At 67.9% G+C, this 26,517-nt stretch carries 23 protein-coding genes; 8 read left to right on the forward strand and 15 right to left on the reverse strand.

Annotated elements, in window-relative coordinates; translation table 11 throughout:
* Nucleotides 1–31: 31 nt before the first annotated feature.
* Genes SK854_RS19120 through SK854_RS19130 form a run of 3 tightly spaced genes read left to right on the forward strand, consistent with a single transcriptional unit; the run spans nt 32 to nt 3,713 of the window.
* Nucleotides 32–1,534 (forward strand): dynamin family protein, encoded by a 1,503-nt coding sequence (locus tag SK854_RS19120; RefSeq protein WP_319976452.1) that lies wholly within the window; start codon nt 32–34, stop codon nt 1,532–1,534.
* Entirely contained in the window at nt 1,531–1,896 is a 366-nt protein-coding gene (gene grpE, locus SK854_RS19125) for a nucleotide exchange factor GrpE (protein WP_093595321.1), read from the forward strand. The genes SK854_RS19120 and grpE overlap by 4 nt, the downstream gene beginning before the upstream one ends.
* Nucleotides 1,893–3,713, forward strand: coding sequence for a dynamin family protein (locus tag SK854_RS19130; protein WP_319976453.1), 1,821 nt, complete (start codon nt 1,893–1,895; stop codon nt 3,711–3,713). Before grpE ends, SK854_RS19130 begins: the two co-directional genes overlap by 4 nt.
* Here SK854_RS19130 and SK854_RS19135 read toward each other — a convergent pair.
* Both SK854_RS19135 and SK854_RS19140 read right to left on the reverse strand, forming a co-directional pair.
* A complete protein-coding gene (locus SK854_RS19135; protein WP_319976454.1) occupies nt 3,675–3,899 on the reverse strand; it encodes a DUF397 domain-containing protein in 225 nt (74 codons plus the stop codon). The genes SK854_RS19130 and SK854_RS19135 overlap by 39 nt on opposite strands.
* Nucleotides 3,865–4,722 carry a helix-turn-helix domain-containing protein gene (locus SK854_RS19140; RefSeq protein ID WP_319976455.1) on the reverse strand — a complete coding sequence of 286 codons (858 nt, stop codon included), beginning with the start codon at nt 4,720–4,722 and terminating at the stop codon, nt 3,865–3,867. The genes SK854_RS19135 and SK854_RS19140 overlap by 35 nt, the downstream gene beginning before the upstream one ends.
* A gap of 101 nt (nt 4,723–4,823) precedes the next feature.
* On the opposite strand from SK854_RS19140, the gene SK854_RS19145 reads away from it, so the two are divergent.
* The 4 genes from SK854_RS19145 to SK854_RS19160 all read left to right on the forward strand — a co-directional run bounded on the left by SK854_RS19145 (nt 4,824) and on the right by SK854_RS19160 (nt 8,196).
* The gene (locus SK854_RS19145) at nt 4,824–5,060 is read left to right on the forward strand and encodes a hypothetical protein (protein WP_319976456.1); all 237 of its coding nucleotides are present in this window, start codon (nt 4,824–4,826) and stop codon (nt 5,058–5,060) included.
* A gap of 43 nt (nt 5,061–5,103) precedes the next feature.
* Nucleotides 5,104–5,790 carry a DUF6802 family protein gene (locus SK854_RS19150; RefSeq protein WP_319976457.1) on the forward strand — a complete coding sequence of 229 codons (687 nt, stop codon included), beginning with the start codon at nt 5,104–5,106 and terminating at the stop codon, nt 5,788–5,790.
* 311 nt (nt 5,791–6,101) lie between these two features.
* Nucleotides 6,102–7,913, forward strand: a complete 1,812-nt coding sequence (locus SK854_RS19155) for a phosphoenolpyruvate carboxykinase (GTP) (protein WP_319976458.1) — start codon at nt 6,102–6,104, stop codon at nt 7,911–7,913.
* A gap of 73 nt (nt 7,914–7,986) precedes the next feature.
* On the forward strand, nt 7,987–8,196 hold the full coding sequence (locus SK854_RS19160; RefSeq protein ID WP_319976459.1) for a hypothetical protein: 210 nt from the start codon (nt 7,987–7,989) through the stop codon (nt 8,194–8,196).
* 282 nt (nt 8,197–8,478) lie between these two features.
* Here the strand turns inward: SK854_RS19160 and SK854_RS19165 are convergent, their stop codons facing one another.
* The 5 genes from SK854_RS19165 to SK854_RS19185 form a co-directional block, all read right to left on the reverse strand.
* Nucleotides 8,479–9,321: a septum formation family protein gene (locus SK854_RS19165; RefSeq protein ID WP_319976460.1), complete on the reverse strand. Its 843-nt coding sequence runs from the start codon at nt 9,319–9,321 to the stop codon at nt 8,479–8,481.
* Nucleotides 9,318–10,565 (reverse strand): hypothetical protein, encoded by a 1,248-nt coding sequence (locus SK854_RS19170; protein ID WP_319976461.1) that lies wholly within the window; start codon nt 10,563–10,565, stop codon nt 9,318–9,320. Before SK854_RS19170 ends, SK854_RS19165 begins: the two co-directional genes overlap by 4 nt.
* 71 nt (nt 10,566–10,636) lie before the next feature.
* Nucleotides 10,637–12,274 (reverse strand): monocarboxylate uptake permease MctP, encoded by a 1,638-nt coding sequence (gene mctP / locus SK854_RS19175; RefSeq protein WP_319976462.1) that lies wholly within the window; start codon nt 12,272–12,274, stop codon nt 10,637–10,639.
* Nucleotides 12,274–12,540: a DUF3311 domain-containing protein gene (locus SK854_RS19180; protein ID WP_319976463.1), complete on the reverse strand. Its 267-nt coding sequence runs from the start codon at nt 12,538–12,540 to the stop codon at nt 12,274–12,276. Before SK854_RS19180 ends, mctP begins: the two co-directional genes overlap by 1 nt.
* A gap of 105 nt (nt 12,541–12,645) precedes the next feature.
* The gene (locus tag SK854_RS19185; protein ID WP_319976464.1) at nt 12,646–13,332 is read right to left on the reverse strand and encodes a GntR family transcriptional regulator; all 687 of its coding nucleotides are present in this window, start codon (nt 13,330–13,332) and stop codon (nt 12,646–12,648) included.
* 97 nt (nt 13,333–13,429) lie between these two features.
* On the opposite strand from SK854_RS19185, the gene SK854_RS19190 reads away from it, so the two are divergent.
* A complete protein-coding gene (locus SK854_RS19190) occupies nt 13,430–14,209 on the forward strand; it encodes a LamB/YcsF family protein (RefSeq protein ID WP_319976465.1) in 780 nt (259 codons plus the stop codon).
* Here SK854_RS19190 and SK854_RS19195 read toward each other — a convergent pair.
* The 8 genes from SK854_RS19195 to SK854_RS19230 all read right to left on the reverse strand — a co-directional run bounded on the left by SK854_RS19195 (nt 14,197) and on the right by SK854_RS19230 (nt 26,240).
* Nucleotides 14,197–15,096, reverse strand: coding sequence for an ROK family protein (locus SK854_RS19195; RefSeq protein ID WP_319976466.1), 900 nt, complete (start codon nt 15,094–15,096; stop codon nt 14,197–14,199). The genes SK854_RS19190 and SK854_RS19195 overlap by 13 nt on opposite strands.
* An 11-nt stretch (nt 15,097–15,107) precedes the next feature.
* Nucleotides 15,108–17,228 carry an NEW3 domain-containing protein gene (locus SK854_RS19200; RefSeq protein ID WP_319976467.1) on the reverse strand — a complete coding sequence of 707 codons (2,121 nt, stop codon included), beginning with the start codon at nt 17,226–17,228 and terminating at the stop codon, nt 15,108–15,110.
* A gap of 53 nt (nt 17,229–17,281) precedes the next feature.
* Nucleotides 17,282–19,390: a hypothetical protein gene (locus SK854_RS19205; RefSeq protein WP_319976468.1), complete on the reverse strand. Its 2,109-nt coding sequence runs from the start codon at nt 19,388–19,390 to the stop codon at nt 17,282–17,284.
* Between the two features lie 4 nt (nt 19,391–19,394).
* Nucleotides 19,395–20,162 carry an amino acid ABC transporter ATP-binding protein gene (locus SK854_RS19210; RefSeq protein WP_319976469.1) on the reverse strand — a complete coding sequence of 256 codons (768 nt, stop codon included), beginning with the start codon at nt 20,160–20,162 and terminating at the stop codon, nt 19,395–19,397.
* Nucleotides 20,159–20,956 carry an amino acid ABC transporter permease gene (locus SK854_RS19215; RefSeq protein ID WP_319976470.1) on the reverse strand — a complete coding sequence of 266 codons (798 nt, stop codon included), beginning with the start codon at nt 20,954–20,956 and terminating at the stop codon, nt 20,159–20,161. Before SK854_RS19215 ends, SK854_RS19210 begins: the two co-directional genes overlap by 4 nt.
* 72 nt (nt 20,957–21,028) lie before the next feature.
* A complete protein-coding gene (locus tag SK854_RS19220; RefSeq protein ID WP_319976471.1) occupies nt 21,029–21,847 on the reverse strand; it encodes an ABC transporter substrate-binding protein in 819 nt (272 codons plus the stop codon).
* 241 nt (nt 21,848–22,088) lie between these two features.
* Nucleotides 22,089–24,743, reverse strand: coding sequence for an MGH1-like glycoside hydrolase domain-containing protein (locus tag SK854_RS19225; RefSeq protein WP_319976472.1), 2,655 nt, complete (start codon nt 24,741–24,743; stop codon nt 22,089–22,091).
* Between the two features lie 78 nt (nt 24,744–24,821).
* A complete protein-coding gene (locus SK854_RS19230; protein ID WP_319976473.1) occupies nt 24,822–26,240 on the reverse strand; it encodes a M20/M25/M40 family metallo-hydrolase in 1,419 nt (472 codons plus the stop codon).
* Between the last annotated feature and the right edge of the window lie 277 nt (nt 26,241–26,517).

Consider the following 26,517-nt stretch of genomic DNA (forward strand, 5'->3'; position numbering starts at 1 on the left):
ACGCACACAAACCGTGGCACGATCAGTGCCCGTGACGGCGTTGCAGGGACAACAACTGGCCGGACCGCTGTGCGCGGCGGTGGCCAACCTGTGCGTTGCCCTGCAACCGCAGGTCTCCCCGCGGACCGCCGCCGGATTCCAGGAAGTGCTGCGCCGTCTGCACGCGCCGCTGCAGGTCGCGGTCGCCGGCCGGATCAAGTCCGGCAAGTCGACTCTGGTGAACGCCCTGATCGGTCGCCGGGTGGCGCCCACCGACATCGGCGAGTGCACCCGGCTCGTCACTCGCTATCAGTACGGCACGGTCGACCGCATCGAAGTCGTGCTGCGGGACGGCAGACGGCAGGTGCTGCCCTTCGACGCGAACGGCATGATCCCCGCTTCTCTTGGTGTGGAAGGCATCTCGCACATCGAGGCGTACTTGACGAACGCCGTGCTGCGCGACTTCACCGTCATCGACACGCCAGGGCTCGGTTCGCTGGACGCGGCTTCGGTCGCACGCACCGAGGAACTGCTGGATCCCGTGTCGCGCAACGCGGTCGCGGGTGCCGAGGCCGTTCTCTACGTCGTGACGCAGGGCGTGCGCGCGGATGATCATTCGACGCTGGCCGCCTTCACCGCCGCGACCGCGTCCCGCGAAGCCGGTCCGGTCAACGCCATCGCCGCGTTGAACAAGGTCGACGCGGTCGCGCCGGAAACCGTCGAGGGCTCGGAGGGTGACGTCTGGCGGGCCGCGCAGATCCTCGCGTCGAAGCAGGCCGACCTGCTCAAGCCGCGGGTCGCGGACGTGCTGCCGGTGATCAGCCTGCTCGCCGAGTCCGCGGAGACCGGGGAGTTCACGTCGGCGGACGCGGAGGCGTTGCGGGCGCTGGCGGCCCTGGACCCCGACACCCGCACGATGATGCTGATGTCCGGCGACCTCTTCACGTCCTGGGACTGCGACGTCGCGGCCGGCGTGCGGTCCCGGTTGCTGGAGAAGCTCGACCTCTACGGCATCGGGCAGGCGCTCCAGGCGTTGGACGCCGAACCAGCACTCACCGCCGGAGCGCTCAGGCGGGTGCTGTTCGACGCATCGGGGTTCGCGGCCGTCCGAGGCCGGTTGGACGCGGTCTTCCGGGCACGGGCCGACGGCATCAAGGCCGCCGCCGCACTGGCCTCCGTCACGTCGCTGGCCGCGGGCGACGCGGGTGAACGGCAGCGCGTGCACGACGCGATCGAGGTCCTGCTGGCCCGCCCCGAGGCACATCAGCTGCGGCTGCTGGAGGCGTTGACGCTGGTCTCGTCCGGTGCGGTCGCGCTGGCCCCTGACCTGACGGAAGAGGTGCTGCGCGTCGGCAGCACCCCGGACATCGCGGCCCAGCTGGGCATGGCCGGTCGGCCCGGCTCGGAGCTGGCCGCGTTCGCGCTGGAACGGGCCGGGTGGTGGCGTTCGTTCGCCTCGTTCGGCGCGACTCCGGCGCAGGCTCGAGTGGCGCACGTCGTCCACAGGGCGTATTTCCTCATCTGGCAGCAACTACGTGCTGGGGGGCACCGATGAGCGTGAACGGAACCGAACCCGCCGATCTGGCGTCGGACCACGGTGTGGAGACCATTGCCGACGAGCTGCTCGACCAGGCGCTGGCCGAGCGCCGCGCGCTGGTCCAGCTGTGCATGTACGCGCTGGACCGCGCCAGTGCCGGCGTGGTCCAACGCATCGAGGAAGGCCTCTCGTCCATAGGGGTCGTGGCGGTGCGGGCGGACGGTGAGCGGTTCGATCCGTCGCAGCACGAGGCCGGCGGCACCATGCCGACGGACGACCTGTCGTTGCAGGGCCTGGTCGCGGAGACCGAGGTGCCCGGCTTCTGCGACCGCGGCCGGGTCCTGCGGGCTCCCGTCGTGACGGTCTACACGGCCCGATGAGCAACCTCTCGCAGACCGTCCGGCAGACCCGCGAACGTCTCGTCTCCGTCGTGCGCGAGCTCGACCCGTCGATGGCCGACTGGGTGGCTCGCCGCGCGGTACCGGAGGTGTCGTCGGTCGTGATCGTCGGCGAGACGAACCGCGGCAAGTCGTCGCTGGTCAACGCCCTGCTGTCGGCTCCTGGTCTCTCGCCGGTCGACGCCGACGTGGCCACCTCGACGTACCTCGTCTTCCAGCACGGCCCGTCCTGGGCGGCCCGCGCCTGCTACCCCGGCCTGCTCGCGCCGGTCAGCTTCCCGCTGCCGGCGCTGATCAACTGGGTCTCCGCCGCCCACGACCTGCCAGAGGGCGAGCTGCCCCCGCGTTACGTCGAGGTCGACGCCCCGATCCCGTTGCTGGAACGGATGTCCGTTGTGGACACTCCAGGCGTCGGCGGCCTGGAGTCGGTGCACGGCGAACTCGCCCTGGAGGCCGTCACCTCGGCCACCGCCCTGGTCTTCGTCGTGGACGCCTCGTCGCCGTTCACGCGCGGCGAACTCGACTTCCTCAAGCGCGTCGGCGACCGCGTCGAGACCGTCGTCTTCGCCCTGACCAAGACCGACCAGTACCGCGGCTGGCGCCAGGTCCTCGACGCCAACCAGGCCTTGCTCGCCGAGCACGCCCCCCGCTTCGCCGACGCCACCTTCCACCCGGTGTCGTCGCGCATGTTCGGCATGGCCGCCCAGGCCCCGAACCCCGACGCGGCCGCCATGCTCCGCGAACGTTCCGGCATCTCCGTCCTGCAGACCGCCCTGCAGGAACTGGTCACGGGCCGCGCCGGAATGCTGGCCGAGGCCAACGCCCTGCGCGCGCTGTCGACCGTGCTGGCGGAGCTGGAAATCCGCCTCGAACACGAGAAGCGCGCCCTGTCCGTGGGCGAGGACGAGGCCGTCGTCCTGCGAGCCCGCCGCGAAGAACTGCAGACCGAACGCCGTTCCTCCACCCGAGGCTGGCAGGTCCGGCTGCGCGGCGAGGTCCAGCGCGCCCGCATCGAGAACTCCCACGAGATCTCACGTCAGATGCGCGACCTGCAGACCTGGTACCGCCAGGCCATCGACGCCGCCGACCGCACCGCCCTCGCGTCCCTGCCACAACAGGTCGACACGGCGTTGCAGGTCGTGTCCGGCCGCATCTCCACCGCACTCTCGGTACGCCTCTCCCAGGTCACCGACGCGGTGCTGGCGACCCTGTTCAGCACCGAGGAACTGACCCTGATCCGCAGCCAGTTCGCCCGCGGCGAGCGACCGCCGGTCGTGTTGCGCCCCAAGGAGAAGCGCCCGCCGACAGCCGAGGACAAGCTGCTGGTGTTCATGGGCGTCTCCGGCGGCCTGGGCGCGGGCAAACTGGCCGTGATGCCACTCGCCGGTCTGGGTGTCGCCGTGCTGAACCCGATCGTCCTCCCGGTCACCATCGCCCTGGGCCTCGGCGCGGGCTGGTGGATGGCCCGCACCCGCACCCACACCGCGGAAAAGCAGCACGTCAAGCAGTGGCTCTCCGACGCCATCGCCGACGCACGCTCCACAGTGGACCAACTGGCCGCCGAACAGCTGATCGAGGCCGAGCAGGCCCTCTCCCTGGCCCTGGACGAGGCGCTGGCCAAGCGCATCGAGGCCATCGAGGCGGAGCTGCGCGAGGTCGACCGGGCGTTGCGGATGGAGGCCGGCGAACGCGGGCGCGAGCTGCAGTCCGTGACCCGGCAGCTGGCCGAGGTGGAACAGGGTCGGTCGAAGGCCGAGGAGCTACTGGGCCGGATCAGGTCCGTGCGGGACCGAGCCTAGAAACGCCTTCCACGCACGTGACGAGACGTCGAACAACGGCCCATCGGCGTTCTTCGAGTCCCGAATGGACACAAAGCCGCTGCTCAGTCGCACTTCCACGCAGCTGTCATTGCCACTCGCGCTGTGGCTGCTCTTGACCCACACGAACAAGTCAGGTGCTCCTTGCCAGAAAACGGATGAGAGCACCGCGGCTGTCTTGCGGGCTCAAGGCGATGTCTTGCACAGCCGCGAAGAGCTGTCGCATCGGTACTGTGTCATCTGGCTGATCGAAGTAGAGAGACGGGCCCCAGATCGCGGACGCGAACGTGACCGGGCTGGCGTTTTCGAACTCGAGCGACACCATGTTGCCACCCAGCAGGGGGTGGTTGCCGGCCTCGAGAGGGACGATGCGGATGCTGAGGCCGGCGTGCTGGTCCAAGAGCCCCAGCAGGTGAACCACTTGCTGGCTCATCACCGACTCGTCACCGACCACACGCAGCAGGGTTTCCTCGGTGAACACGATGTCGATCCGCTCGGCTTCGCCGACCTCGAGTACCCGGCGCTGGGACTCCAGCCGAAACCCGATCCGCTCGGCCATCTCGGCCTCAGACCAAACCGTGCTGCCCGCGCCTATGAGGGCCCTGACGTAGGCCTCCGACTGAACGACCCCCGGCATGAGACCGGTTTCGTACCAGCCGATTCGCTTTGCCGCGGTCAGCATGTCGGTGAAGCGCAGGTAGGAGTCGGGCAACGTGTCGAGGTAGCCCGCCCGCGGCTGTCGGCGCCTGCTCGCCTTGCCGAGCGAGAGGACGGTGGCGCGGTCCTCCGGCGTGACGTCGTAGAGGTCTAGCAGCCGGACGAGCTCGTCCGGTCCGAGCGCGCCCTTCCCGTTCTCGACCTGACTCAGCCGACCCGCGCTACGTCCGATGGCGTCAGCCGCTTCCTGCTGGGCCAGTCCCGCGTTCAGGCGCAGGCGTTGGAGGGTCAGCCCGAGTTGGAGGCGTTCCACGGTTTGTCGTGCCTGGCCCACGTGGCTGCCTCCCTTCATACGCTTAGGCGAGCGACTTTAGTCTCAAGTAGCTCTAAAGTTAAGCCTAATACGGGCTGACTGGGGCGAAGATGAGGTTGACCATGGGCGTCAAACGCGATTGGCTCCTCCGCTGCAGCGACAGCTACGCGGACCGGGCGGTGTGCGAGATCAGCGTGAGCGCCGGAGTCGTGGAGATCGCTGGCCCAGACGGCCAGGCCTTCACCCTCGTCGGCCAGGAGATCCGGGAGTTCCGCGACGCTTTCGATGCGGCCATCGATCAGTGCGAGATCGACAGGCACGTCCGCCACAAGGTTGGCGACGGAACCAAACCGGCATAACGTGGGTCATACCGGTACATGAGCAAGTAGGAGGTGTGTCCCGGTGTACATCGACGAGAACGGTGCGGCCGACGCCGAGCTGAAGGTCACCGTCGAGGATGAGGAGTACACCGCCGACGTCACCTTCGACCTCGACCAGGACGGCGTGAACGACTCCGCCGTCGTCGAGACGGATGACGGTGGTCATCTCGCGTTCACCGACACGAACGGCGACGGCGACGCCGATCTGATGAGCACGTTCGACAAGGACGGCAATCTCCTGAGCCAGGCTCGGTTCGAGGAGAATTCCGGTGAGTGGGTTGCGGTAGGCCCGAACGACCCGCAACAGGAAAAGACGAATTCGTCACCCAAGCAGGCGATTGTCGTGGACACCGACGAAGGTGAACGAAACGTCGGGCAGGCCACCGAGGACACCGACGGAGACGGCAAGGCCGACACCGCGATCGTGCGGGACGACGACGGTGACACGTGGCTGTTCACCGACGCGAACGGCGACGGCAAGGCCGACGTGGCGACCGAGATCACGCGATCCGGCGAGGTCACGATGTCCGAGCACCGCGGTGACGACTGGGTCGAGGTCGAGCACGGGCACATCGAGTCCGACGGCCGGTACGTGACCGACTCGAAGAGCGGCATTTTGGACGACTCGGACGACTGGCTGGAGGAAGAACGGTTCGACGGCGTCGTCCGAATCGATTCCACAACGGGGCAGTGGATCAGTCCGAACTGACCCCAGAACTGAAGCGCAGGTCACAGGCCCCGGTGTGGTGAGAACCGCACCGGGGCCTCTTGTGTTTTTCCCACCTCAAGCCGGCCTTAACGCCGTCCGAGTGCTGAATCGATTCCAGAATCGGTTTTGTGAGGGAAGCGACAGGCTGGGGGTGCTTTACCTGCCATTCACCGGGCTAACCTCGGTCCATCCCCTTCCACGTACGCCCGGCCCCACCGGGCGTCGTGAGCTATTCCCGAGGACGACGAAGTCCTGCACCGGACCACCACGTGCTCGGGTTGCCGAGGCGTTCAGTCAGGAGACGAGACGAGATGACGGCAGTGACCATTCCCGGTCTCGAACACGCACCTACCAACCACGCGCGTCTGCTCGCATGGGTTCAGGAAGTCGCTGAGCTGACCTGCCCCGACGAGGTTGTTTGGGCTGACGGGTCTCAGGGCGAATGGGACCGTCTCACGAAGAAGCTCGTCGACGCCGGCACGTTCGTGCCGCTCAAGAAGAAGCCCAACTCGTTCTGGGCGGCCTCGGACCCGACGGACGTCGCGCGCGTGGAAGAGCGGACCTACATCTGCTCCGTGCGCGAGGAGGACTCGGGCCCGACGAACAACTGGATGGACCCTTCGGAGATGAAGGCCATCATGACCGAGCTCTACCGGGGCTGCATGCGTGGCCGCACGATGTACGTCATCCCGTTCTGCATGGGCCCGCTGGACGCGGAGAAGCCGATGCTCGGTGTCGAGATCACCGACTCGGAGTACGTCGTCGTCTCCATGCACATCATGACCCGCATGGGCACCAAGGCGCTGAAGCTGTTCGGTGAGGACGCTCCGTTCGTCCCCGCGCTGCACTCGCTCGGCGCTCCGCTGGAGCCCGGCCAGGAAGACGCGCAGTGGCCGTGCAACGACACCAAGTACATCTCGCACTTCCCGGAGACCCGCGAGATCTGGAGCTTCGGCTCCGGCTACGGCGGCAACGCCCTGCTCGGCAAGAAGTGCTACTCGCTGCGCATCGCCTCGGCCATGGCGCGCGACGAGGGCTGGCTCGCCGAGCACATGCTGATCCTCAAGCTCACCTCGCCGGAGAACAAGGCGTACTACATCGCCGCCGCGTTCCCGTCGGCCTGTGGCAAGACGAACCTCGCCATGCTGGAGCCGTCCATCCCCGGCTGGAAGGTCGAGACGCTCGGCGACGACATCGCCTGGATGCGTTTCGGTGAGGACGGCCGCCTGTACGCGGTGAACCCGGAGAACGGCTTCTTCGGCGTCGCGCCCGGCACCGACTACCACACCAACCCGAACGCGATGCGCACCATCGCCAAGGGCAACTCGCTGTTCACGAACGTCGCGCTGACCGACGACGGCGACATCTGGTGGGAGGGCATGGGCGAGCCCCCGGCCCACCTCACCTCGTGGAAGCACCAGGACTGGACGCCGGACAGCGAAGAGCTGTCGTCGCACCCGAACTCGCGCTACTGCACGCCGATCGAGCAGTGCGACATCAAGGCGCCGGAGTGGGAGGACCCCAACGGCGTCCCGATCTCGGCGATCTTCTTCGGTGGCCGTCGCGCCACGACGATCCCGCTGGTCACCGAGTCCCGCGACTGGCAGCACGGCACCTTCATGGGCGCCACGCTGTCGTCGGAGACCACGGCCGCCGCGGTCGGCAAGACCGGCGTCGTGCGCCGCGACCCGATGGCGATGCTGCCGTTCATCGGCTACAACGCCGGCGACTACTTCCAGCACTGGGTCGACCTCGGCAAGCGCGCCGACGCCGACAAGCTGCCGAAGATCTTCTACGTCAACTGGTTCCGCCGGGGCGACGACAAGCGCTTCCTGTGGCCCGGATTCGGCGAGAATTCGCGCGTGCTGAAGTGGGCCATCGAGCGCCTCGAAGGCAAGGCCGCCGCCCAGGAGACCCCGATCGGCTACGTGCCGACCGCGGCCGACCTGGACCTCGAAGGCCTGGACGCGTCGCGTGAGGACATCGAGGCCTCGCTCGCGTTCGACGCCGACGAGTGGCGCGCCGAGATCCCGCTGGTCGAGGAGTGGTTCGCGAAGATCGGCGAGAAGGTCCCGACCACGCTCCGCGACGAGCTGGCGAACCTCAAGCAGCGCCTGGGCTAGTTCTCAGGTGTTTGTGATGCCCCAGCGGTCAACGGCGACCGCTGGGGCATCTTTTTGAGGTACTACTGATCGTGTGACGCGAGACGACTTCCTCGGCGGCCTGAACTTCGACGGCTCGAAGCGCGATGTGGAGGTCGGCCCGACGACGGGCATCGTGCGCTACTACCCGGTACCGCCCACCCCGCCGGCCCGTCCGTCACGGTGGCGTTACGTGCTCGTGTTCGGCCTTGGTTTAGCCATCGGCGTGGTCGCCGGCGTGGTCCTGTGCAGCAATTTTCTCTGAATCAGCGCAGCTCATCGTCCACTTGAGACGAAGTTGTCCACAGATGTGGACGGACTTGTGCACATGTTGTGGATAGCTGTGGACAAGCCTGGGGACTTCTCCACGCGTCCTGAAAAAGTCTTGCCTCAGGAATGAACCTGGCCCCTTCCGGGAACGTCTTAGGTATGTGATGGCGATCACAAAGATCGTCACCGGACGGTAGGGAGGTGTGCCGTGGGGATCGCAGGAATCGCGATGCTGGTGCTGTCCCTGGCCGCCGTGCTGATGGTCGTCGTCGCCGGGTCAGTTCGGGAGCGGGTTGTCCCGAATGCCGAGGAGAGTGCTGTTGAAGACCTTGGTGGCCTCCGCGTAGCAGACGGCGTTGGTCCAGCCCTCTGACCAGGCCTGCGAACCGGGGTTGCGCCACGCGGGGAACACGTCGGTGCGCTTGGTCGAGCCCAGGTAGTCGTGCACGGCCTTGGTGCACTTGTCGTTCGCGAGCGTGTTCATCTGCTCCTTGGACGGAGCGGGGTCGGTCGACTTGCCGAGCGACACGACACCGGCGGGCACTGCCTCTGCCAGGTGCGGGGTGTTGCAGGCGACGACCTTGACCTCCTGGTCCTTCGACGGCGAACCCTGGGTGCAGGTCTGGAAGGTGCTGAAGCCGTTGTTCTTCAGCGTGTCCTTCACGGAACCCTTGCGCGCCAGCGGCTTCTCGTCGGGGCTGATCTCCACGACGGTGCACAGCCGCCAGCGCTGACCGTCCTTCCAGCCCTGCTCGTTCGGCCAGAACGCCCAGACCCGCAGGCGCGTCGAGTCCGAGTCGCCGCCGCCCAGGTACTCGCTGAGCGTCTGGCGGCACGGCGGGAGCGCGGCCTTGCGCAGCGCCTGCGTGTCCGGGTAGGTCGCGGGCAGGCCGGTGAGCTCACCGACGCTCATGACCTCGGCCTCGTGCGATTCGGTGCACTGCAGCACCTTCAGCTCGTAGGCGTTCATGCACTGCCCCGCCTTGGGCAGGGTGGGCGCGGAGGCGGAGGCCGTGGACGGCAACGGTCCCGGGACCGCTTGCCCACCCACCTGAATCGCGCACGCGGACAGCGTCAACGCGCTCAGGACAATTGCCACCGCCAGCCGCACACGAGTCACACCACAGAGACTAGGGCCTTCACCTGATCGGCGATGTCCCGACGCTGCTTTTCGAAGGCGGAATCGGTCAACGCGGCCGGATCGGCCGGCTGCCCGAGCACCGGCGTGTGCAGGTGTCCGCCGAGGACATTCGTTGCGCCGTAACCGATTCGCAGCCGATTGGCCCGGTACATGCTCTCGTTGGAGAGGTAGTCACCGCCGCCACCGGACGCCGCGACCCTGCCCGGCGTCGGCTCGTCCGTGCGACACGACTGCTGCGAACCGACGACGACCCACTCGCAGAAGGCCCGGTTGAAGTTCACGGTGAACGGGCCGGTGCCCGCGTCGATCATCTTCTGGAACGGCAGCGAGGTCTCGATGAACTCGTTCGCCGGCTGCGGCCAGCCCGCCGCGTTCGGGACGCTGCCGAACGAACCGACGTTGTTGTTGTCCGCGAAGCCACCACGCCAGCGCGCCGCCCACCGTTCGACGTCGAAGCGGCCCGGCCTGCCCTGGCTGATCGTCACGAACGCGTCGGGCTTCTGCTGGAGAGCCGATCCGTAGAACTGCTCGACGACGCCCTCGTCGAAACCGCCCCACAGCACCGGAAGCACCGCGGCCTGCAGCACGACCTTGCCGCTGGGCGTGGAGATCTCGCGGCCGTCGAGCTGCAACGCCGCCGCGCCGGCGGGGTTGGCGCGCCGCACGTTCACGCCGCTGAGCTGGAACGGGTCGAAGCCGGTCACCGCGATCCTGCGCACACCCGGCTTGCTGGGGAACGCCGAGTCGCTCAGACCCCGCGACGCCCAGTCGAACTGCTGGACGAGCTTCGCGCGGTCGTTGGGCGCCATGGCGAACCGCGGCGTCCACTGGCGCAGCGCGGAGCTGAGCTGCAGCCGTGCCCAGTAGAGCGGACGGTCGTCGTAAGCGTCGTGTGTCACGGGTGTTGTGCTCTGTGCGCGGGCGACAGCGGCCTTCCACAGCGCGTTGCCCTCGCGCTGCACGAACTGCTGTGCCTGCTTCGGCGCGATCTGGCGGCAGAGCTTGGCGGTGAAGTCCGTGACGCGGCCGTCGAACCCGGCCAGCTTCACGAGTGCGGGGCCGACCGCGGGGCCGCCCGCGACGAGCGTGTCGTCGAGCCGTTGCTCCTCGACGGTCAGCGGAACCGTGGTGTCGTAGCAGTTCGCGTCCTGCGCTTGGGCTACGGCAGGACTCAGGGTGAGGGCGATCGCGGTCAGTCCGACCAGTCCGGCGATGGTTTTCACGTGCTAGATCCTCAACGCAAAGGGCCACCCGTCGTAACCGACGGGTGGCCCATAGTGTTGACGACTGCGTCTCAGTGGGCAGCGATGGGCTTCACTCGCGGGTTGTCCTCGTCGACGTGGTAGTCCGACGGATCGGTCTGGTCCGTGCCGTTGAACCACTTCGCCTTCTTGGCGATCAGCGTGACGACCACCGCGACCAGCAGGTTGACGAACAGCGCGATGATGCCGACGTAGATCTGCGTCGTCGAGGCGCCGAACGGGTGCCAGCCGAAGATCGAGATCTTGCCCAGAGGCAGAGCCGAACCGGCGAAGTGCTGTTTGCCGCCAGGGACAGGGCTGGCGATGTTGTAGAGCAGCCACATGCCGTAGCCCATGCCCGCGACCCAGCCCGCGACCAGGCCGTACACGTGGAACCAGCGCGTGTACAGCGCGATCGCGACCGCCGGCAGCGTCTGCAGGATCATGACGCCACCGATGAGCTGCAGGTCGATCGAGAACTGCGGGTCGACGAACACGATGAACGCGACGGCGCCGAACTTCACGACCAGCGACGCGAGCTTGGCCTGCTTGGCCTCCTCCGCCGGGGTGGCGTTCTTCTTGACGTACTCCTTGTAGACGTTGCGCGTCCACAGGTTCGCCGCCGCGATCGACATGATCGCCGCCGGCACCAGCGCGCCGATGCCGATGGCCGCGAACGCGATGCCCGCGAACCACGACGGGAAGTTCGCGCCGAAGAGTTCCGGCACGATCGTGTTGGTGTCGGGACGGCCGGTCGCCTGGTTGACGAGCGGTTTGGTGCCCGCGCTGATCGCGACGAAGCCCAGCAGCGCCAGCAGGCCCAGCAGCAGCGAGTACGCGGGCAGCGCGACCATGTTGCGCTTGATCACGTTGCGGCCGCGGCTCGCGAGGATGCCGGTCAGCGAGTGCGGGTAGAGGAACAACGCGAGCGCGCTGCCCAGTGCCAGCGTCGCGTACTGCAGCTGGTTGGTGCCCGTGAGCAGGATGCCGTCGGTCTTGCTCTCCGTGGCGTCGAACTTGGCCTGCGCGTCGTTGAAGATCTCGCCCCAGCCGCCGAACTTCGCGGGCAGGTAGACGATCGCCACCAGGATCACCAGGTAGATCAGGATGTCCTTGACGAACGCGATCAGCGCCGGCGCCCGCAGACCCGACTGGTAGGTGTAGAGGGCGAGGATCACGAACGCGATGAACAGCGGCAGGTGGCCGAGGATGCCGGAACCGTTGAGGCCCATGCTGCGCAGCACGGCTTCGAGGCCGACGAGCTGCAGCGCGATGTACGGCATGGTCGCGACGATGCCGGTGATGGCGATGATCAGCGCCAGCCAGTGCGAGCCGTAGCGGCCCTTCACGAAGTCGGCGGGCGTGACGTAACCGTGCACGCGGCTGACCGACCACATCCGCACCAGCGGCAGGAAGACGAGCGGGTAGAGGATCACCGTGTAAGGCAGCGCGAAGAACCCGGTCGCGCCCGCACCGAACATCAGCGCCGGCACCGCGACGAAGGTGTAGGCGGTGTAGAGGTCACCACCGACCAGGAACCACGTGATCCAGCTGCCGAACTTCCTGCCGCCGAGACCCCACTCGTCGAGGTGTTCGAGAGTGTCGCCCTTCTGCCACTTCGCGGCCAGGAAGCCCATGACCGTGACGAGCAGGAAGAGAGCACTGAAAACGATCAGCTCGGTCCACTGCATCAGTTCGCTCCCTCGTCCAGGTCGTCAACGCCGAGCTTGTCCGGCTTGCCGGTGACCACGGCCTCGTCCTTGGTCTTCACGTAGACCAGGCCGACGCACAGGACGCCGAGCGGGACGAACAGGAACTGGTACCAGTAGAAGAACGGCAGCCCGAAGATCCTGGGTTCGTCCTGGTTGAACCACGGCGTGATGAGCATGAACAGCGGAAGTATCAGCAGCAGGTTCCAGTTGCTCCAGCGCAAGCCGGTCTTGTGATCCGACGGCATGGTGGCCCTCCGTGTACGCGGTGTTGCGCGGATGTTAGGCCTGATGAAGAGTGCCGTCAGCCTCGTGATCGCAATCGTTGCCTTCGACTTAACGTTCTCTTTGGACTAATCCGCCGTCAGACGGCTGACGAGGTCCTGTTCGGCCGCGTCGAAGTACTCGTCCAGCTGCTGGACCGCCTGCTCGACCGTGCCGTCGTTCAGCAGTTCGACGATCTTGCGGTTCCACGGCAGGTAGGTCTGGTGGAAGGCCTCCACCTCGTGCGCGACGCGGAACGCGAGCATGAGCTCGGCGAAGAGCCGGTCGGACTCGTCGCTCAGCCGGACGCTGCCCGCGAGGCCGACGATGCCGCGGTGGAACTGGATGTTCGCGGTGCCGGTCTTGCTGAAGTCGTTCTTCTCCGCCCGTGCCACGGCCTGGCGGACCGGCGTCCGCACCGCTTCCCGCTGCTTCTCGCTGACGTCGTTCCACCGGCGGAGGGCACCGCACTCGATCACGCGGCGCGCGGCGTAGAGGTCGCGCACGTCGTCGCCGGTCGGGCGGCGGACGAAGACCCCGCGGCTGTGCTCGTGCACCAGGATGCGGTCGCGCGTGAGCAGCCGGAACGCCTCGCGGAGCGTGTTGCGGCTGACGCCCAGCGCGCCGCCGATCGCTTCCTCGCTCAGGCGCAGTCCTGGCTCCAGCTCACCGTCGAGCACCCGTTCGCGCAGCATGTCGGCGACCTTTTGCGCGGTGCTCGCGCGCTCCAGGTCGGCCTTGCCCTGAGCCAGCGTCGACACCCACGTCTCGGTCACCTCGGCAGTCTATTTGCAGGATCGTTCTATTGCACTATCGTAGAATCGTTCAACAATCCCACGATCCAACAAAACGAGCGCGCCTAGGAGGACGTCCATGGACCTGAACGCGGATCTCGGCGAGGGCTTCGGCCAGTGGACCCTCGGCGACGACAAGGCACTGCTGAACGTCGTGACCAGCGCGAACATCGCCTGTGGCTACCACGCGGGCGACGCCGACACGATGCGGGAGACCTGCGCGCTGGCCGCGTCCGCAGGCGTCGCGGTGGGTGCCCACGTCGGCTATCGCGACCTGGCGGGCTTCGGCCGCCGGTTCATCGATGTAGCTCCGGACACCCTGACCAACGAGGTCCTGGCCCAGCTGGGCGCGCTGGCAACGTTCGCCCGCGCCGCCGGAACCCGCGTCTCGTACGTGAAACCGCACGGCGCCCTCTACAACACCCTCGTCCGGCACGAGGCCCAGGCCGACGCGGTGGTCGACGCGGTCCGGCTGTTCGACCCGACGCTCGCAGTGCTTGGCCCACCAGGTGCGGTGTGGCTGAAGCGAGCATCGGTGGCCGGATTGCGCGTGTGGCACGAGGCGTTCGCCGACCGCGCCTACACGGCGTCCGGAACCCTGGTGCCGCGCGGCGAGCCGGGAGCCGTGCTGCGCGATCCGGCCGAGATCGCGGCCCGGTGCGTGCAGCTGGCGACGGAGGGGTGGGTCCGCAGCGTCTCCGGCCGTCCGGTCCGGATCCAGGCCGATTCCCTCTGCGTGCACGGAGACACGCCAGGAGCGGTGGAGATCGCTCGCACGGTACGTGCGGCTCTGGAGGCGGGCGGCGTCGCGGTGGGCCGCGTGGAGTCGCCGCTGCGACACACCCGTCAGGCGGTCTGACGGACCAGCGCGGCGGCGCCCACCAGTCCGGCCTCGCCGCCCAACTCCGCCTGCCGCACTTCGAGCCCTGCCAGGTACGACAGCCCGGCGTGCGTCTTCAACGTCCGCCGCACCGGCTCGAACAGCAGCTCCCCGGCCTGCGCCACCCCGCCCCCGATGACCGCCAGCTCCAGATCGCACACCGCGGCCGCACCGGCGATCGCCATCCCGACGGCCTGACCGGCGCGTTCGAAGGCCTCCAGCGGGATCTCCTCGCCGGACATCGCGGCGGCGGCCAGCAGAGCGGCATCGGCGTGGTCCGGCGCCTGCCAGCCCTTGCGTCGCGCCCACTCCACCATGCGCGGGCCACCCGCGACGGTCTCCACGCAGCCGCGGCCGCCGCACGTGCAGGGATCGCCGTCGGGCTCCACCACGATGTGGCCGATGTGCCCCGCGTTGCCGGTGCGGCCGCCGAACGGCCGTCCGTCCAGCACCAGCCCGCCGCCGACGCCGGTGGACACGACCAGACCGATCATGAACGTGCTGCCCTGGCCAGCGCCACGCCAGTGCTCGCCCAGCGCCATGCAGACGCCGTCGCCCGCGAGCTCGACCGGGACACCGGGGAACAGCGACGCCACCGACGACCGCAGCGGGAACTCCTGCCACGACGGCACGTTGATCGGCGAGACGGTGCCGGCGACGGCGTCCAACGGGCCCGCCGAGGCGATGCCGACACCGGCGACAGCCGCGTCCTGAACGACCGACGAGATCACCGAAACGACGGCGTCCCAAGGGTTCTCGGAGGGCGTCGGCACGCGCGAGGAACGCACCACCGAGCCGCGGGGGTCCACCAGGGCGGCGGCGATCTTGGTGCCGCCGAAGTCCAGTGCCAGCACCAGATCAGTCACGGTGACGCAGCTTAACCAGCCACTTCTAGGCGGATGGGCGCAGTGGTCCTGACCAACTCGCCGGCGGTCACGCGGACCACGGCGGACCAGGTGCCCGGCGTGGCCCAGGGCGGCGCCGCGACGGTGAAGCCGAGCGGCAGACGGCCTTGGGCGGGGAGCAGGCCGCCCACGCAGAACGGGCCGGCGAAGTCCCACGACTCCCGCGGCGACAGCAGCCGGGCCTGCACCGGCAGGTCGCCGTGCGCGCCGGACGCCACGACCACCTGAAGCGACGACGTTTCCCCTGGTCCGACCGACACGACCGACGGTGCCGAGGCCACCCAGAGCACCTCGACGGGGTCGTCGTCCCATTCGGGAACCGTCAGCAGCGCGACGTCGTAGACCTCGAACGGCAGCCCTTCCAGCGTGGCGCGCACCGGATGGCAGCCGGGCGTGCGCGGCGGCTCCAGGTCCACTTCGGCCGAGACGTAGTCGCCCGCCGGAAGAGACACGGGCAGCGAGTCCCACGACGCCGACCAGCCGTCGGGCAGCGAGAGGCGGACGACGCCCGAGAACGCCGGGCCGTCCGAGACGGCCACCACCCGCAGCCGCGTAGGACCGAGCACTTCGAGCTGGACGTTCGCGGGCAGGCCGCCCAACGGCGTGGGCTCGTGCAGCCAGTAACGCGCGAACACCGGCGTCACGGCAGGTGAGACAGGGCCCAGCGGCCCAGCCTGCGACGGCGGCGTCCTGGGCGACCCCAGCACGCCGAACAACGAGGAAGGACCCAGGTGAGCGACGTCGTTCCACAGCGTGAAGGTCGTGGACCCGACCATCTTCTCGCCGACCTCGCTGTGCCAGACGCTGACAGGACCGGTCAGACGGGGCGTCTCCTGAGCAGATCCGTCCACGGCGACGAGAGAAGCGATCGGGTCGTACGACAGGACGTAGTGAGTGGAGGCGATCTCGGTGCCATAACCACGCTTCCAGCCATGGTCGACGTCGTCCTCGACCAACTCGTACGTGCAACACCCGCGTGCGGGCACATCGCGCGCCAAGAACGTCACGGTCACACCGTCGACCAACGTCGGCAGCGCCACACCGTCGAGCTCCACGTGCACGTTCGAAGCAGACGGCAGATGCACAGACACGATGTCGGTGCAGGAAGAAGGCAGCGGGTTCCAGACGGTCACTGAAGAGTCCACAGTGGACGTCAACGCGGCCAGAGACCGCGACACGACCTCGGACCGCAGGTCGAAGGCCTCGCGAGGGTGGGCGAGGGCGGCCCGCTCCAGCGCGGCGTGCGGAAACTCCAATCCGGTCAGCCGGGCGAACACGGCAGCGGGAGAGTCGTCCACCAAACCAGGCGGCACGGGCACAGACCCGCGCACGTAGTAGTCACGCGGCAACGAGCAGACGATCCGTGGCCACGTGTAGCGCGCGCTCCAGTCGTGATGGACAGCAGTAACCCACGGGTTCGGTGCATCACGAGCGCCTCCGACCGGCAGCATCACGTGCGGAGCGGAAACGCCGGGCCGCAGTTCCAGGAACGCCGAGTAGACCGACCGTTCGGCCTCACCCAGCGAAGAGGCCGTCAGCGGCAGACCGGACGGCAGCGAGGAGAGCACCGGCGCAACACCGACCACATTGGACTCGCTCCCGACGACCTCGACCCGCCCCTCCGAGATCAGCCGCAACAGCAGCGAACGGTGCTGCGGAAACGTGTCCCAGTACGGCTGCAGCAACTCCACCGACGTCACGGCGAACCGGTAGGCGGGATCGGTCAGCGCCAGGTCCAGATGGGCGCGAAGAGCAGCGAACGGCGCGTCAGCCGCGACGTGCCCGACGAGGTGCACGGTCCACCCCGGCGAGCCCACGACCAGCGAGAACGTGCACGACTCCTCACCCGCCGCAGACCGCATCACGGCCTGAGCGGGCACCACGGCGCCCGGCTGATGCGCCGAGACGTCGACGCCGAGCTCGTAGCCGAACGGTCCCAGCACCAGCGATCCGCCGTGCCGCGGCGAGTGCAGGCCGGGCCCGGACACGTGCGCGTGCACCGGCCCCGCCGCCGTCGGTGACGTCAGCCGCACCACCTGCAACAGCGCGGTCCGAGGCCCGACGAACAGCTCGGTCGACTCGGCGGCGATCACCACAAGATCGCACCACCGTTCACCACGAGGCGAAATACCCCGATGGTGGAGTTCTAACGCTTCAGCATCCGGGTCAGACCGGCCGCCACGGTCGTCGCCAGCACCCAGCCCGTCACGATCAGCCCGGACGCGATCCACTGCGACGCGCCCGGCGTCTGCCAGCGGTTCTTGTTGCCGAAGTCGACGATCGGCACCACCAGGTCGATCGTGTAGAGCCACGCGTTCCACGGCAGGTGGTCGTCGTCGTTGATCTCGATCAGCGGTCCCTTGACGTGGAACCAGATGCTGCCGACGACCCACGCCGCGATCAGCCACCCCAGGGCACGCGCCGGGCGGTAGCCGTAGCCGACCATCGACCGTTGCAGGAAGCTCCACAGCAGCACCAACGGGCCGAAGAACCGCATGCCCTCGGCAACGGCCTTGTACCGCAGGCGTTGCTTCTCGATCAGCACGGTCGAGGCGTGTTCCTCGTTGCCGGCCGCGGTCAGCATCTCGGCGAACTGGTCGTACGGGCGCGGGTGGTAGCTGCGCCGCATCGCTTGCCGCAGCCAGCGCAGCCGTTGCTCGACCTGCTCGTCGTCGCGCAGGTCGATCGGGTACGCGAGAGAGTCGTAGCGGAAGTCGTCGAGGTCGATGAACCCGGTGGCGTTCCAGAAGTTCTCGTTGTCGTCCAACGACGTGCAGCGCGCCTGCCGCAGCGTCACCAGGCCCTTGGGCGGCGACACGACGTTGAGCATCAGCTCCTGCACCTGCATGCCCATGGCGTTCAACGCGTGGCTGTCGAGCTTGTAGCCGAGCACTCCGCCGTTGAAGTTCGCCATGCGGCCGATCACCGCGCGACGGCAGCGCACGCCGCCATGCGCGACGAACTCCTTGTCGCCGCGCGCGCAGATGAGGTCGCGGCCGATCGTGGCGCCACCGATGTCGAGCGACGGCTTCTCGCGCGGCTGGTGCCGGTACTTGCCAGGCTTGATCAACCGGCTGCCGCGCAGGTCGAGGTTGGCGCCGACGGTGATGCCGCGCAGCTCCAGGCCGCCGGAGACCTCCGACTCGCGCACCACGAAGTTGCTGCCGATCTGGGAACGGTTGGCCAGCACGGCATCCGCGGCCGGATTGTCCACAGTGGCCCGTTCGATCGTGATGCTGCCGCGCACGTGCGTGTCGACCATGCGCAGCTGGCCCCTGATCTTCACGCCACGGCCGACGACGTCGCCGCCGATCTCCGCGCCGTCGACGTGCAGCGCGCGGCCCGAGCCGGTCGGGTCAGTGCCGACGGCGGGCGGCGAGACGGCGTCGATGACGGCATCTGCCAGCGACAACGTGCCGCCGATCTTCGCGTTCACCGCGCGGATGGTGCCCTGGCTGGTGAAGCCGCGGTCGAGTTCCAGGTCGCCGGAGACGTCGACGCGGTCGAGGATCAGCGTCGCCGACGGGTCGTCGTGCGGGTCGCTGCTGTCGGCGAAGTCGGAACCGCGCGAGAGCATCGCGCCGCTCAACGACAACGTGGAGCTGATCCGGGAGTTGGACAGGAACACCACGCCGTGCGAGGTGAACGCGCCGAGGAAGTTGCCGCCGACCTGCATGCCGTTGCCGTTCAACGTGAAGCCGTCGGCGTTCTCCAGCACGGAGCTGCCGAGGTTGACGTTGCCGCCGATGCGCGAACCCGCCAGCCGGATCTCGCCCTCGGTGTGGATGCCGAACCCGAGCAGCGCGCCGGCGATCGTCAACCGGTCGCCGTGCAGGCACAGCCCGCCGGGAAGACTGAACCTGGTGTCCCGCAACAGGACCGAGCCGGCGATCTCGGCATCGGTCAGGTCGGTGAGCCCGGTGACGCGGCAGCCGAGCAACGAGACGTCGTTGCCGCTGTGGAGGTTGCGCGCCTCAAGACCGGGCAGGTCGCAGTCGGTGAACGAGATGCCGGCCAGGTTCGCCTGCCGCAGGTCCGGCGCCGCCTCGAACTGGCAGCGCTCGAACTCCAGCACGTAGGGCACCTCGACCGCGCGCAGGTCGAGCACGTCGGTGACCACCCGGTCCACCACGCGGATGACGGGTGGGGTGCTCGGCCTTCGCCGAGGCAACCTCCACCCGCCACCACCGGAATTCTCGTTCTCCCCCAACAGCCCCCGCAGCACGTCCGCCGCGGCGACCTTCCCCCTCGCCACGCGACTAGACCGGGTCGCTCGGACCGTGGTGCGTCGGGTCGAGCACGCGGGCCAGGAACTCCTGGGTGCGCGTCTCCTGCGGGTTGCCGATCACCTCGGCCGCGGGGCCCTCCTCGACGATGTAGCCGCCGTCCATGAAGATCACCTTGTCGGCGACCTCGCGGGCGAACTGCATCTCGTGCGTCACGACCAGCATCGTCATGCCCTCGTCGGCGAGCTGGCGCATCACGCCCAGCACGTCACCGACGAGCTCGGGGTCGAGCGCCGAGGTCGGCTCGTCGAACAGCATCACTTCGGGGTCCATCGACAACGCGCGGGCGATCGCCACGCGTTGCTGCTGGCCACCGGAGAGCTGCGCGGGCATCGAGTTGGCCTTCTCCGACAGGCCGACCCGCTCCAGGTTGCGCAGGGCGACTTCCTGCGCCTCCTTCTCGCCGCGCTTGAGCACCTTGCGCTGCGCGACGGTGAGGTTGGCCAGGACGTTCAGGTGTGAGAACAGGTTGAACGACTGGAAGACCATGCCGATCTTCGTGCGCGCCAGGTCGATGTCGACGTCCTGGTCGGTCAGCTCGACGCCGTTGACGACGATCTTGCCGTCGTTCGGCTCCTCGAGCAGGTTCACGCAGCGCAGCAACGTCGACTTGCCCGAACCGGACGGGCCGACGATGCAGACCACGTCACCGCGGTTGACCGTGACGTCGATGCCCTTGAGCACGTCCAACGAGCCGAACGACTTCTTCAGCCCGGTGATCTCAACGGAAATCTCGCTCACAGGACGGACACCTTCTTTCCGCCGGAGCGGCGCTCCAGGTACCGCGAGAGGTACCCGAGCGGCAACGTGATGATCAGGTAGCAGAGCCCGACGACGAGGATCGGGGTGAGCGACGGGCTGCGGCTCAGCGTCTCCCGCCCGAACTTCGTCAGCTCGTACTGGTCGCGGGCCAGTCCGATGATGTAGATCAGCGAGGAGTCCTTGGTCAGCAGGATCAGCTCGTTGGTCAGCGGCGGCAGGATGATCCGGAAGGCCTGCGGGATCACGATGGTGATCATCGCGCGGCCCTGCGACATCCCCAGCGAACGCGCCGCCTCGATCTGCCCCTTCGGCACGGCCTGGATGCCGGCGCGGATCGTCTCGGCCATGTAGGCGGCACCGACGATGCCGAGCGCCAGCATGGTCGTGGAGTAGATGTCGAACTGGATCTGGAACGCGAGCGGCACACCGAACGCCAGACCGATGAACACCAGCAGCGCGGGAATGCCGCGGAAGAACTCGATGTAGACGGTCGCGATCCAGCGGTACGGCGCGATCGACGAGAGCTTCATCAGCGCGAGGACCAGGCCCAGCGCGAGGCCGAACGCGAACCCGAGCGCCGTGTAGATGAGAGTGTTCTTCAACGCGATGACGATGACGTTGGGGAACATGTCCCCCATCGTCTTGAAGTTGAAGAAGGCCGTGCGGATCTGTTCCCAGTCGGCGAGGAACGCGATCACCAGGGCGATGACTACGAGCAGCGTGTATTGCGAGTACCGGAAGTATTCGGCCCGCTTGCGCTTGGACAGCGCCATGGTCTGACTCCTAGCGGCTGTGGTTCGGACACGAACGGGGCGGCGTCATCCGCCGCCCCGTCGTTGGTGGAGCTACTTCTTCTCCGGCTTCTTGCCGAACCACTTCTCGTAGATCTTGTCGTACTCGCCGCTGTCCTTGGCCTTCTTCAGGACGTCGTTGACCTTGGTCAGCAGCGCGGTGTTGCCCTTCTTCACGCCGATGCCGTACTGCTCGTTCGTCTGGAACTCCGCGGAGACCGCGGTGTCCGGGAACTCCTTGACGTAGTCGAAGAGCACGCCGTTGTCGTTGATCGCGGCGTCGACGGCGCCGGTGCGCACGGCCGTCTCCATCAGCGGGAGGTCCTCGAACTGGATGACCTCGTAGCCGTTGGCGGCCTTGTTGTCGTTGGCGTAGATCTCACCGGTGGTGTCCTGCTGGACACCGATCTTCTTGCCCTTGAGGTCCGCCAGCGCCTTGATCGGCGAGTCCTTCTTGACCAGCAGCGCCTGCGTGGCCTCGAAGTACGGGTCGGAGAAGTCGATCGACTGCTTGCGCTCCTCCTTGATGGTCATACCCGCGGCGGCCACGTCGCACTGGTTCGCGTTGAAGCTCGCGCCAGACGTGATCGTCTCGAACTGGGTGTCGAAGATCTCCTGCTGGACACCCAGGTCCTTGGCGATCAGGTCGACCAGATCGACGTCGAAGCCGACGGTCTTGTCACCATCGGTGTACTGGAAGGGCTTGTAGGACAGATGGGTGCAGGTGACGAGCTTGCCTTCCTTGACAAGCTTGATACCACCGTCGGTGGTGCCACCACCGCTGTTGGTGCTCGTCGCGCAACCGGCGAGCGCGGTCAGCGCTAGGGCCGCTGCGGGCAGCAGGGCGAGCACGTGCCTGGATCGACGAGCCACTGCGTCACTCCTCGTAACTGTCGCGGACGAGTGAACGGGATCCTGCCACTCGGGTGACGCGGTGGACAGCACGTGGGTGTTACAGGCCACTGCCTTGCAATGTTTTTGCGTCAAATCAGTCTTGTGGGCACAGAATCTTGCGCGATTTGGGCCAGATCACACAACGTCTTCACGTATTGCGCACGAATGATAACCATCCGCGAGCGTGTCCTTGATCAGGATTTGATCACGACGGTGCTGGTCAGCGTGTTCTTTCGGTCAGCAGTCCGGCCACCAGCGCGGTCCAGCCGGTCTGGTGCGTGGCCCCGAGGCCTTCTCCGGTGTCCCCGTCGAAGTACTCGCTGAAGGTGACGTGCCTGCGCCACAGGGGTGACTCGGACGCCTCGATCCGCTTGCCGTCCGACGGTCTGCGCCCGTCGTGGTCGGGCAGGAACAACCCGACGAGCCGGTCGGAGAGCTCGTCCGCGACCTGGCCCGCGGTCACCCAGCGGCCGGAGTGCGTCGGCATCTCGACCTGGAACATGCCGTCGTGGAACGCGCAGACGGTCCGGAGCGCCTCCACCAGCAGCGCGTTGGTGGGCAGCCAGACCGGGCCGCGCCAGTTCGAGTTGCCGCCGAACATCGGCGTGTGCGACTCGCCGGGCTCGTAGCCCATGCGGTGGTCCTGGCCCGCGACGTTGACCTCAAGTCCCTCGCGGTGGGCGGCGCTCAGGCTCCGGATGCCGTGCGGCGACAGGAACTCCTGCTCGTCGAGCATCCGGTGCAGCACGCGCTTGAGCTTGCTCTCGTCCAGCAACGACACGAACGCGCCGCGCTCGTAGTGGAACGTGATGAACTGCCGCAGCTCCGGCCGGCGCTTGAGCAGGTGCTCCAGCCGTCTGGTGAACCCGTGCAGGTCGCTGAGCACCCACGGTTCGAGAACGGCGCTTGCCAGCAACGGGATCAGGCCGACCATCGACCGCACGCGCACCGGCTCGGACTCGACGTGGCCGTCCGGGTGGCGCCGCGAGACGCGGTCGTAGCAGAAGCCGTCCTCGTCGTGCCAGATTCCGCCGCCGTGCGAACCGAAGTGCGTGAACGCCTCCGCGATCGACAGGAAGTGCTCGACGAACTTCGTCGCGACGTCCTCATAGGACTCGTCGTCGCGCGCCAGCTCCAGCGCGATCTGCATGAGGTGCAGGCTGTACGCGGCCATCCACGACGTCGCGTCGGACTGCTCCAGCCGCCACGCGCCCAGCATCGGCTCGGACCTGTTGACCGGCCCGATGTTGTCCATGCCGAGGAACCCGCCCTCGAACAGGTAGCTGCCGTCGGCGTCCTTGCGGTTGACCCACCAGGAGAAGTTGAGCAGCAGCTTGTGGAAGATCTTGGCGAGGAACCCGCGGTCCCTGCTGCCGTCGGCGCGGTAGACCTGCAGCGCCGCCCATGCGTGCACCGGCGGGTTGACGTCGCCGAACTCCCACTCGTAGGCAGGAATCTGGCCGTTGGGGTGCATCATCCACTCACGGCAGAACAGCAGCAGCTGTTCCTTCGCGAACGCGGGGTCGACCAGCGTGAACGGGATCGTGTGGAACGCGAGGTCCCACGCCGCGAACCACGGGTACTCCCACTCGTCCGGCATCGAGATCACGTCGGCGACGTCGAGATGCCGCCAGTGCACGTTGCGCGCCTCGGGCGTTCTTCGGCTCGACGGCGCCTCGGGCTTGGTCGGGTCGCCGTCCAGCCAGTCACGCGTGCGGAACCGGTAGTGCTGCTTCGTCCACATGAGACCCGCGAGCGCGCGCCGCAGCACGTGCTTCTCCTCGGGGCTCGTGTCCGGCGCGATGGCGTCGTGGAACTCGTCGGCTTCGAGCTTGCGGGCGCTCATGGTCTCTTCGAAACTCGGCCCGAACGGATCCAGGTGCCCGTCGCCGCCGACCAGCCGGACCCGGATCGTCACCGTCTCGCCCGGCTCCACCGGGTCGAACGAGTACCAGGCCGCGAACTTCGTGCCCGCCACACCGGCGTCGTCCGGCCCCACGACCTGACACGTGGACGTGCTGCCGTGCACCACGTAGTTGCAGATGCCGTCCTTGGCCCACGGCGACGGGTTGCGCTCGGCCCCGAAGAGCGACATCTCGTTGCTCTCGTTGTCCGTCATGAGCATCGACGGCGAGTCGTCCAGGTGCAGCGTGTACCGGCCGAGGTTGCCGTGGTCAGCCGTGACCTTGCGTCCGGTCGTGGTGCTCGCGACGAGCTGACACGGCCGTTGGTCCCGCCCCCACGCCCACGTGTTGCGGAACCACAACTGCGGCAGCAGATGCAGCGGCGCGTCCTCCGGCCCGTGGTTCGTCGCGCTGATCTCGACGCAGATGTCGTCCGTGTCGGCCTTCGCGTAGGTGACCTGCACGTCGAAGAACCGGTTCTCGTCGAGCACCCCGGTGTCGCTCAGCTCGGGCTCGCGGTTCTCCCGGCCGGCGTTGCGCGCCATCTCCCGCAACTGGCCGTAGGGGAACTCCCGCTGCGGATACCGGTAGACCACCTGCATCCAGGAGTGGGTGGGCGTCCCGTCGGTCACCCACCAGTGCTCCTTGACGTCCTCGCCGTGGTTGCCCTCGTCGTTGGTGAGGCCGAAGTACCGCTCCTTGAGGATCGGGTCCTTGCCGTTCCACAGGGCGATCGCGAAGTTCATGAACCCGTGCACGTCGCAGATCCCGGCGATGCCGTCCTCGCCCCACCGATAGGCGCGCGCACGGGCGTGGTCGAACGGGAACGACGCCCACGCGTCACCCTCGGGCGAGTAGTCCTCGCGGACCGTGCCCCACTGGCGACCCGAGAGGTACGGCCCCCACAGCCGCCACGGCGAAGTCGGTGTGTCCGACTCCGCGAGACGCGCCCGTTCCGCTTGTTCGCCCATCGCCCCAGTGTGGGACACCTGGTAGGACGGCTGGTGGGGTCCAGGTCTTGTCTGAGTGATTCCTCACTAAAAGACGGGTCAGGCCTGCTTTGAGTGCGAGTCGAGCACCAGCGCGATGGCCTCGGTGACCCGAGCCGCGTGCGCCAGGTGCAGCCACTCGTCCGGCACGTGGCAGTTCGAGTCCGGACCGATCACGCCCGTCACCACGAACTGGGCCTCCGGATACGCCTCGTGCAGCAGCCCCATGAACGGGATCGAGCCGCCCAGCGACACGGTCCGCCACGGCGCGCCGAAGATCTCCTTGCCCGCCTCGTCCAGGACCGCGGACAGCCAGGGGGCCAGCTCGGGTGCGTTCCAGCCGTCGGCCGACTCGACGCGGGAGAGCTCCACGGTCGCGTTGTAGGGCACGTCGGTGGTGAGCTTCTCGCGCACCGCCTCCAGCGCCGCGGCGGCCGAGGCCGTCGGGGGCAGGCGGAACGACAGCACCAGTGAGGTGAACGGCCGCAGCACGTTGCCGGCGTCGTCGGGCAACGGCAGACCCTCGGCACCGGTGACGGACAGGGTCGGCCGCCACCCCGAGTTCAGGGCCAGTTCGACCTCGTCGGAGGACACGGGCTCCAGGTCGCCGACGCGCGGCACCGCACCCCACAGCGCACCCGGCGCGGCCTCTACGGCCTCGCGGACCTCGGCCAGCCGTCCGGCCGGGATCTCGACGTGCATCTCCGGCACGAGGATCTCGCCGGTCTCCGAGTTCTCGATCCGGTCCAGCAACACGCGGGCGATGCGGAACGACGACGGCACGATGCCCGACGCCATGCCGGAGTGCAGTCCGCCGTCCAGCACCCGGACGGTGGCCGTGACCTGCACCAACCCGCGCAGCGACGTGGTCAGCCACATGCGGTCGTAGTCGGAGCCGCCGGAGTCCAGGCAGACGACGAGCGACACGCGACCCAGCTGTGAGGACAGGTGCTCCAGGTAGGCGGGCAGATCGGGCGAACCCGACTCCTCGCCGGTCTCCAGCAGCACGACGCAACGGGCGTGTGAACCACCGGCGGCGCGCACGGCCTCGATAGCGGCAATCGCGGCATATCCGGAATAGCCGTCATCGGCCGCGCCACGGCCGTAGAGACGTCCGTCACGCAGAACCGGGGTCCACGGGCCGAGCCCTTCACCCCAGCCGCCCACCGGCGGCTGCTTGTCGAGGTGGCCGTAGAGCAACACCGTGTCGTCGCCGGAGTTACCGGACGCGGGCACGTCGACCACGAGAAGTGGCGTGCGTCCCGCCAGTTGGACGACTTCGAGGACCGCTCCGGGGAGGTTCCGAGACTCGATCCAGAGGCGCACGTGCTCGATCGCGGCGGCCAGTTCGCCGTGTTCTTCCCAGGCGGGATCGAACGCGGGCGAGATCGCCGGTACGGCGACGAGCTGAGACAGGCTCGGGACGATGTCGTCGTCCCAGAGCGTCCTGACGGTGCTGGTCACAACTGAGCGGTCCACCTCTCGATCCTGTCACGACTCCGCCTCTGCTCGCGTGCCTAGGCTCTTCCCCTGAGGCCCGCAGCTAAGTTAACGATCGGTAACCGGGACAGCAGCGTCCGGTAATCGGACGGCCTAGTCGGAGGACAAAAGGTCGAACCTCCGACTGTTGTCGCTGATCAGAACGTTGACTCGTGTGTTACGAAGTGGGACGGGTCTCACCAACTCGGGTGAGGCCGTGTCAGGATGTGGTCGTAAGCCACCGTCACCGTCGACGGCTGCCTCCGGCCCCACAGGG

This window comes from Lentzea sokolovensis (genome assembly GCF_033949975.1).
Lineage (GTDB): Bacteria > Actinomycetota > Actinomycetes > Mycobacteriales > Pseudonocardiaceae > Lentzea > Lentzea sokolovensis.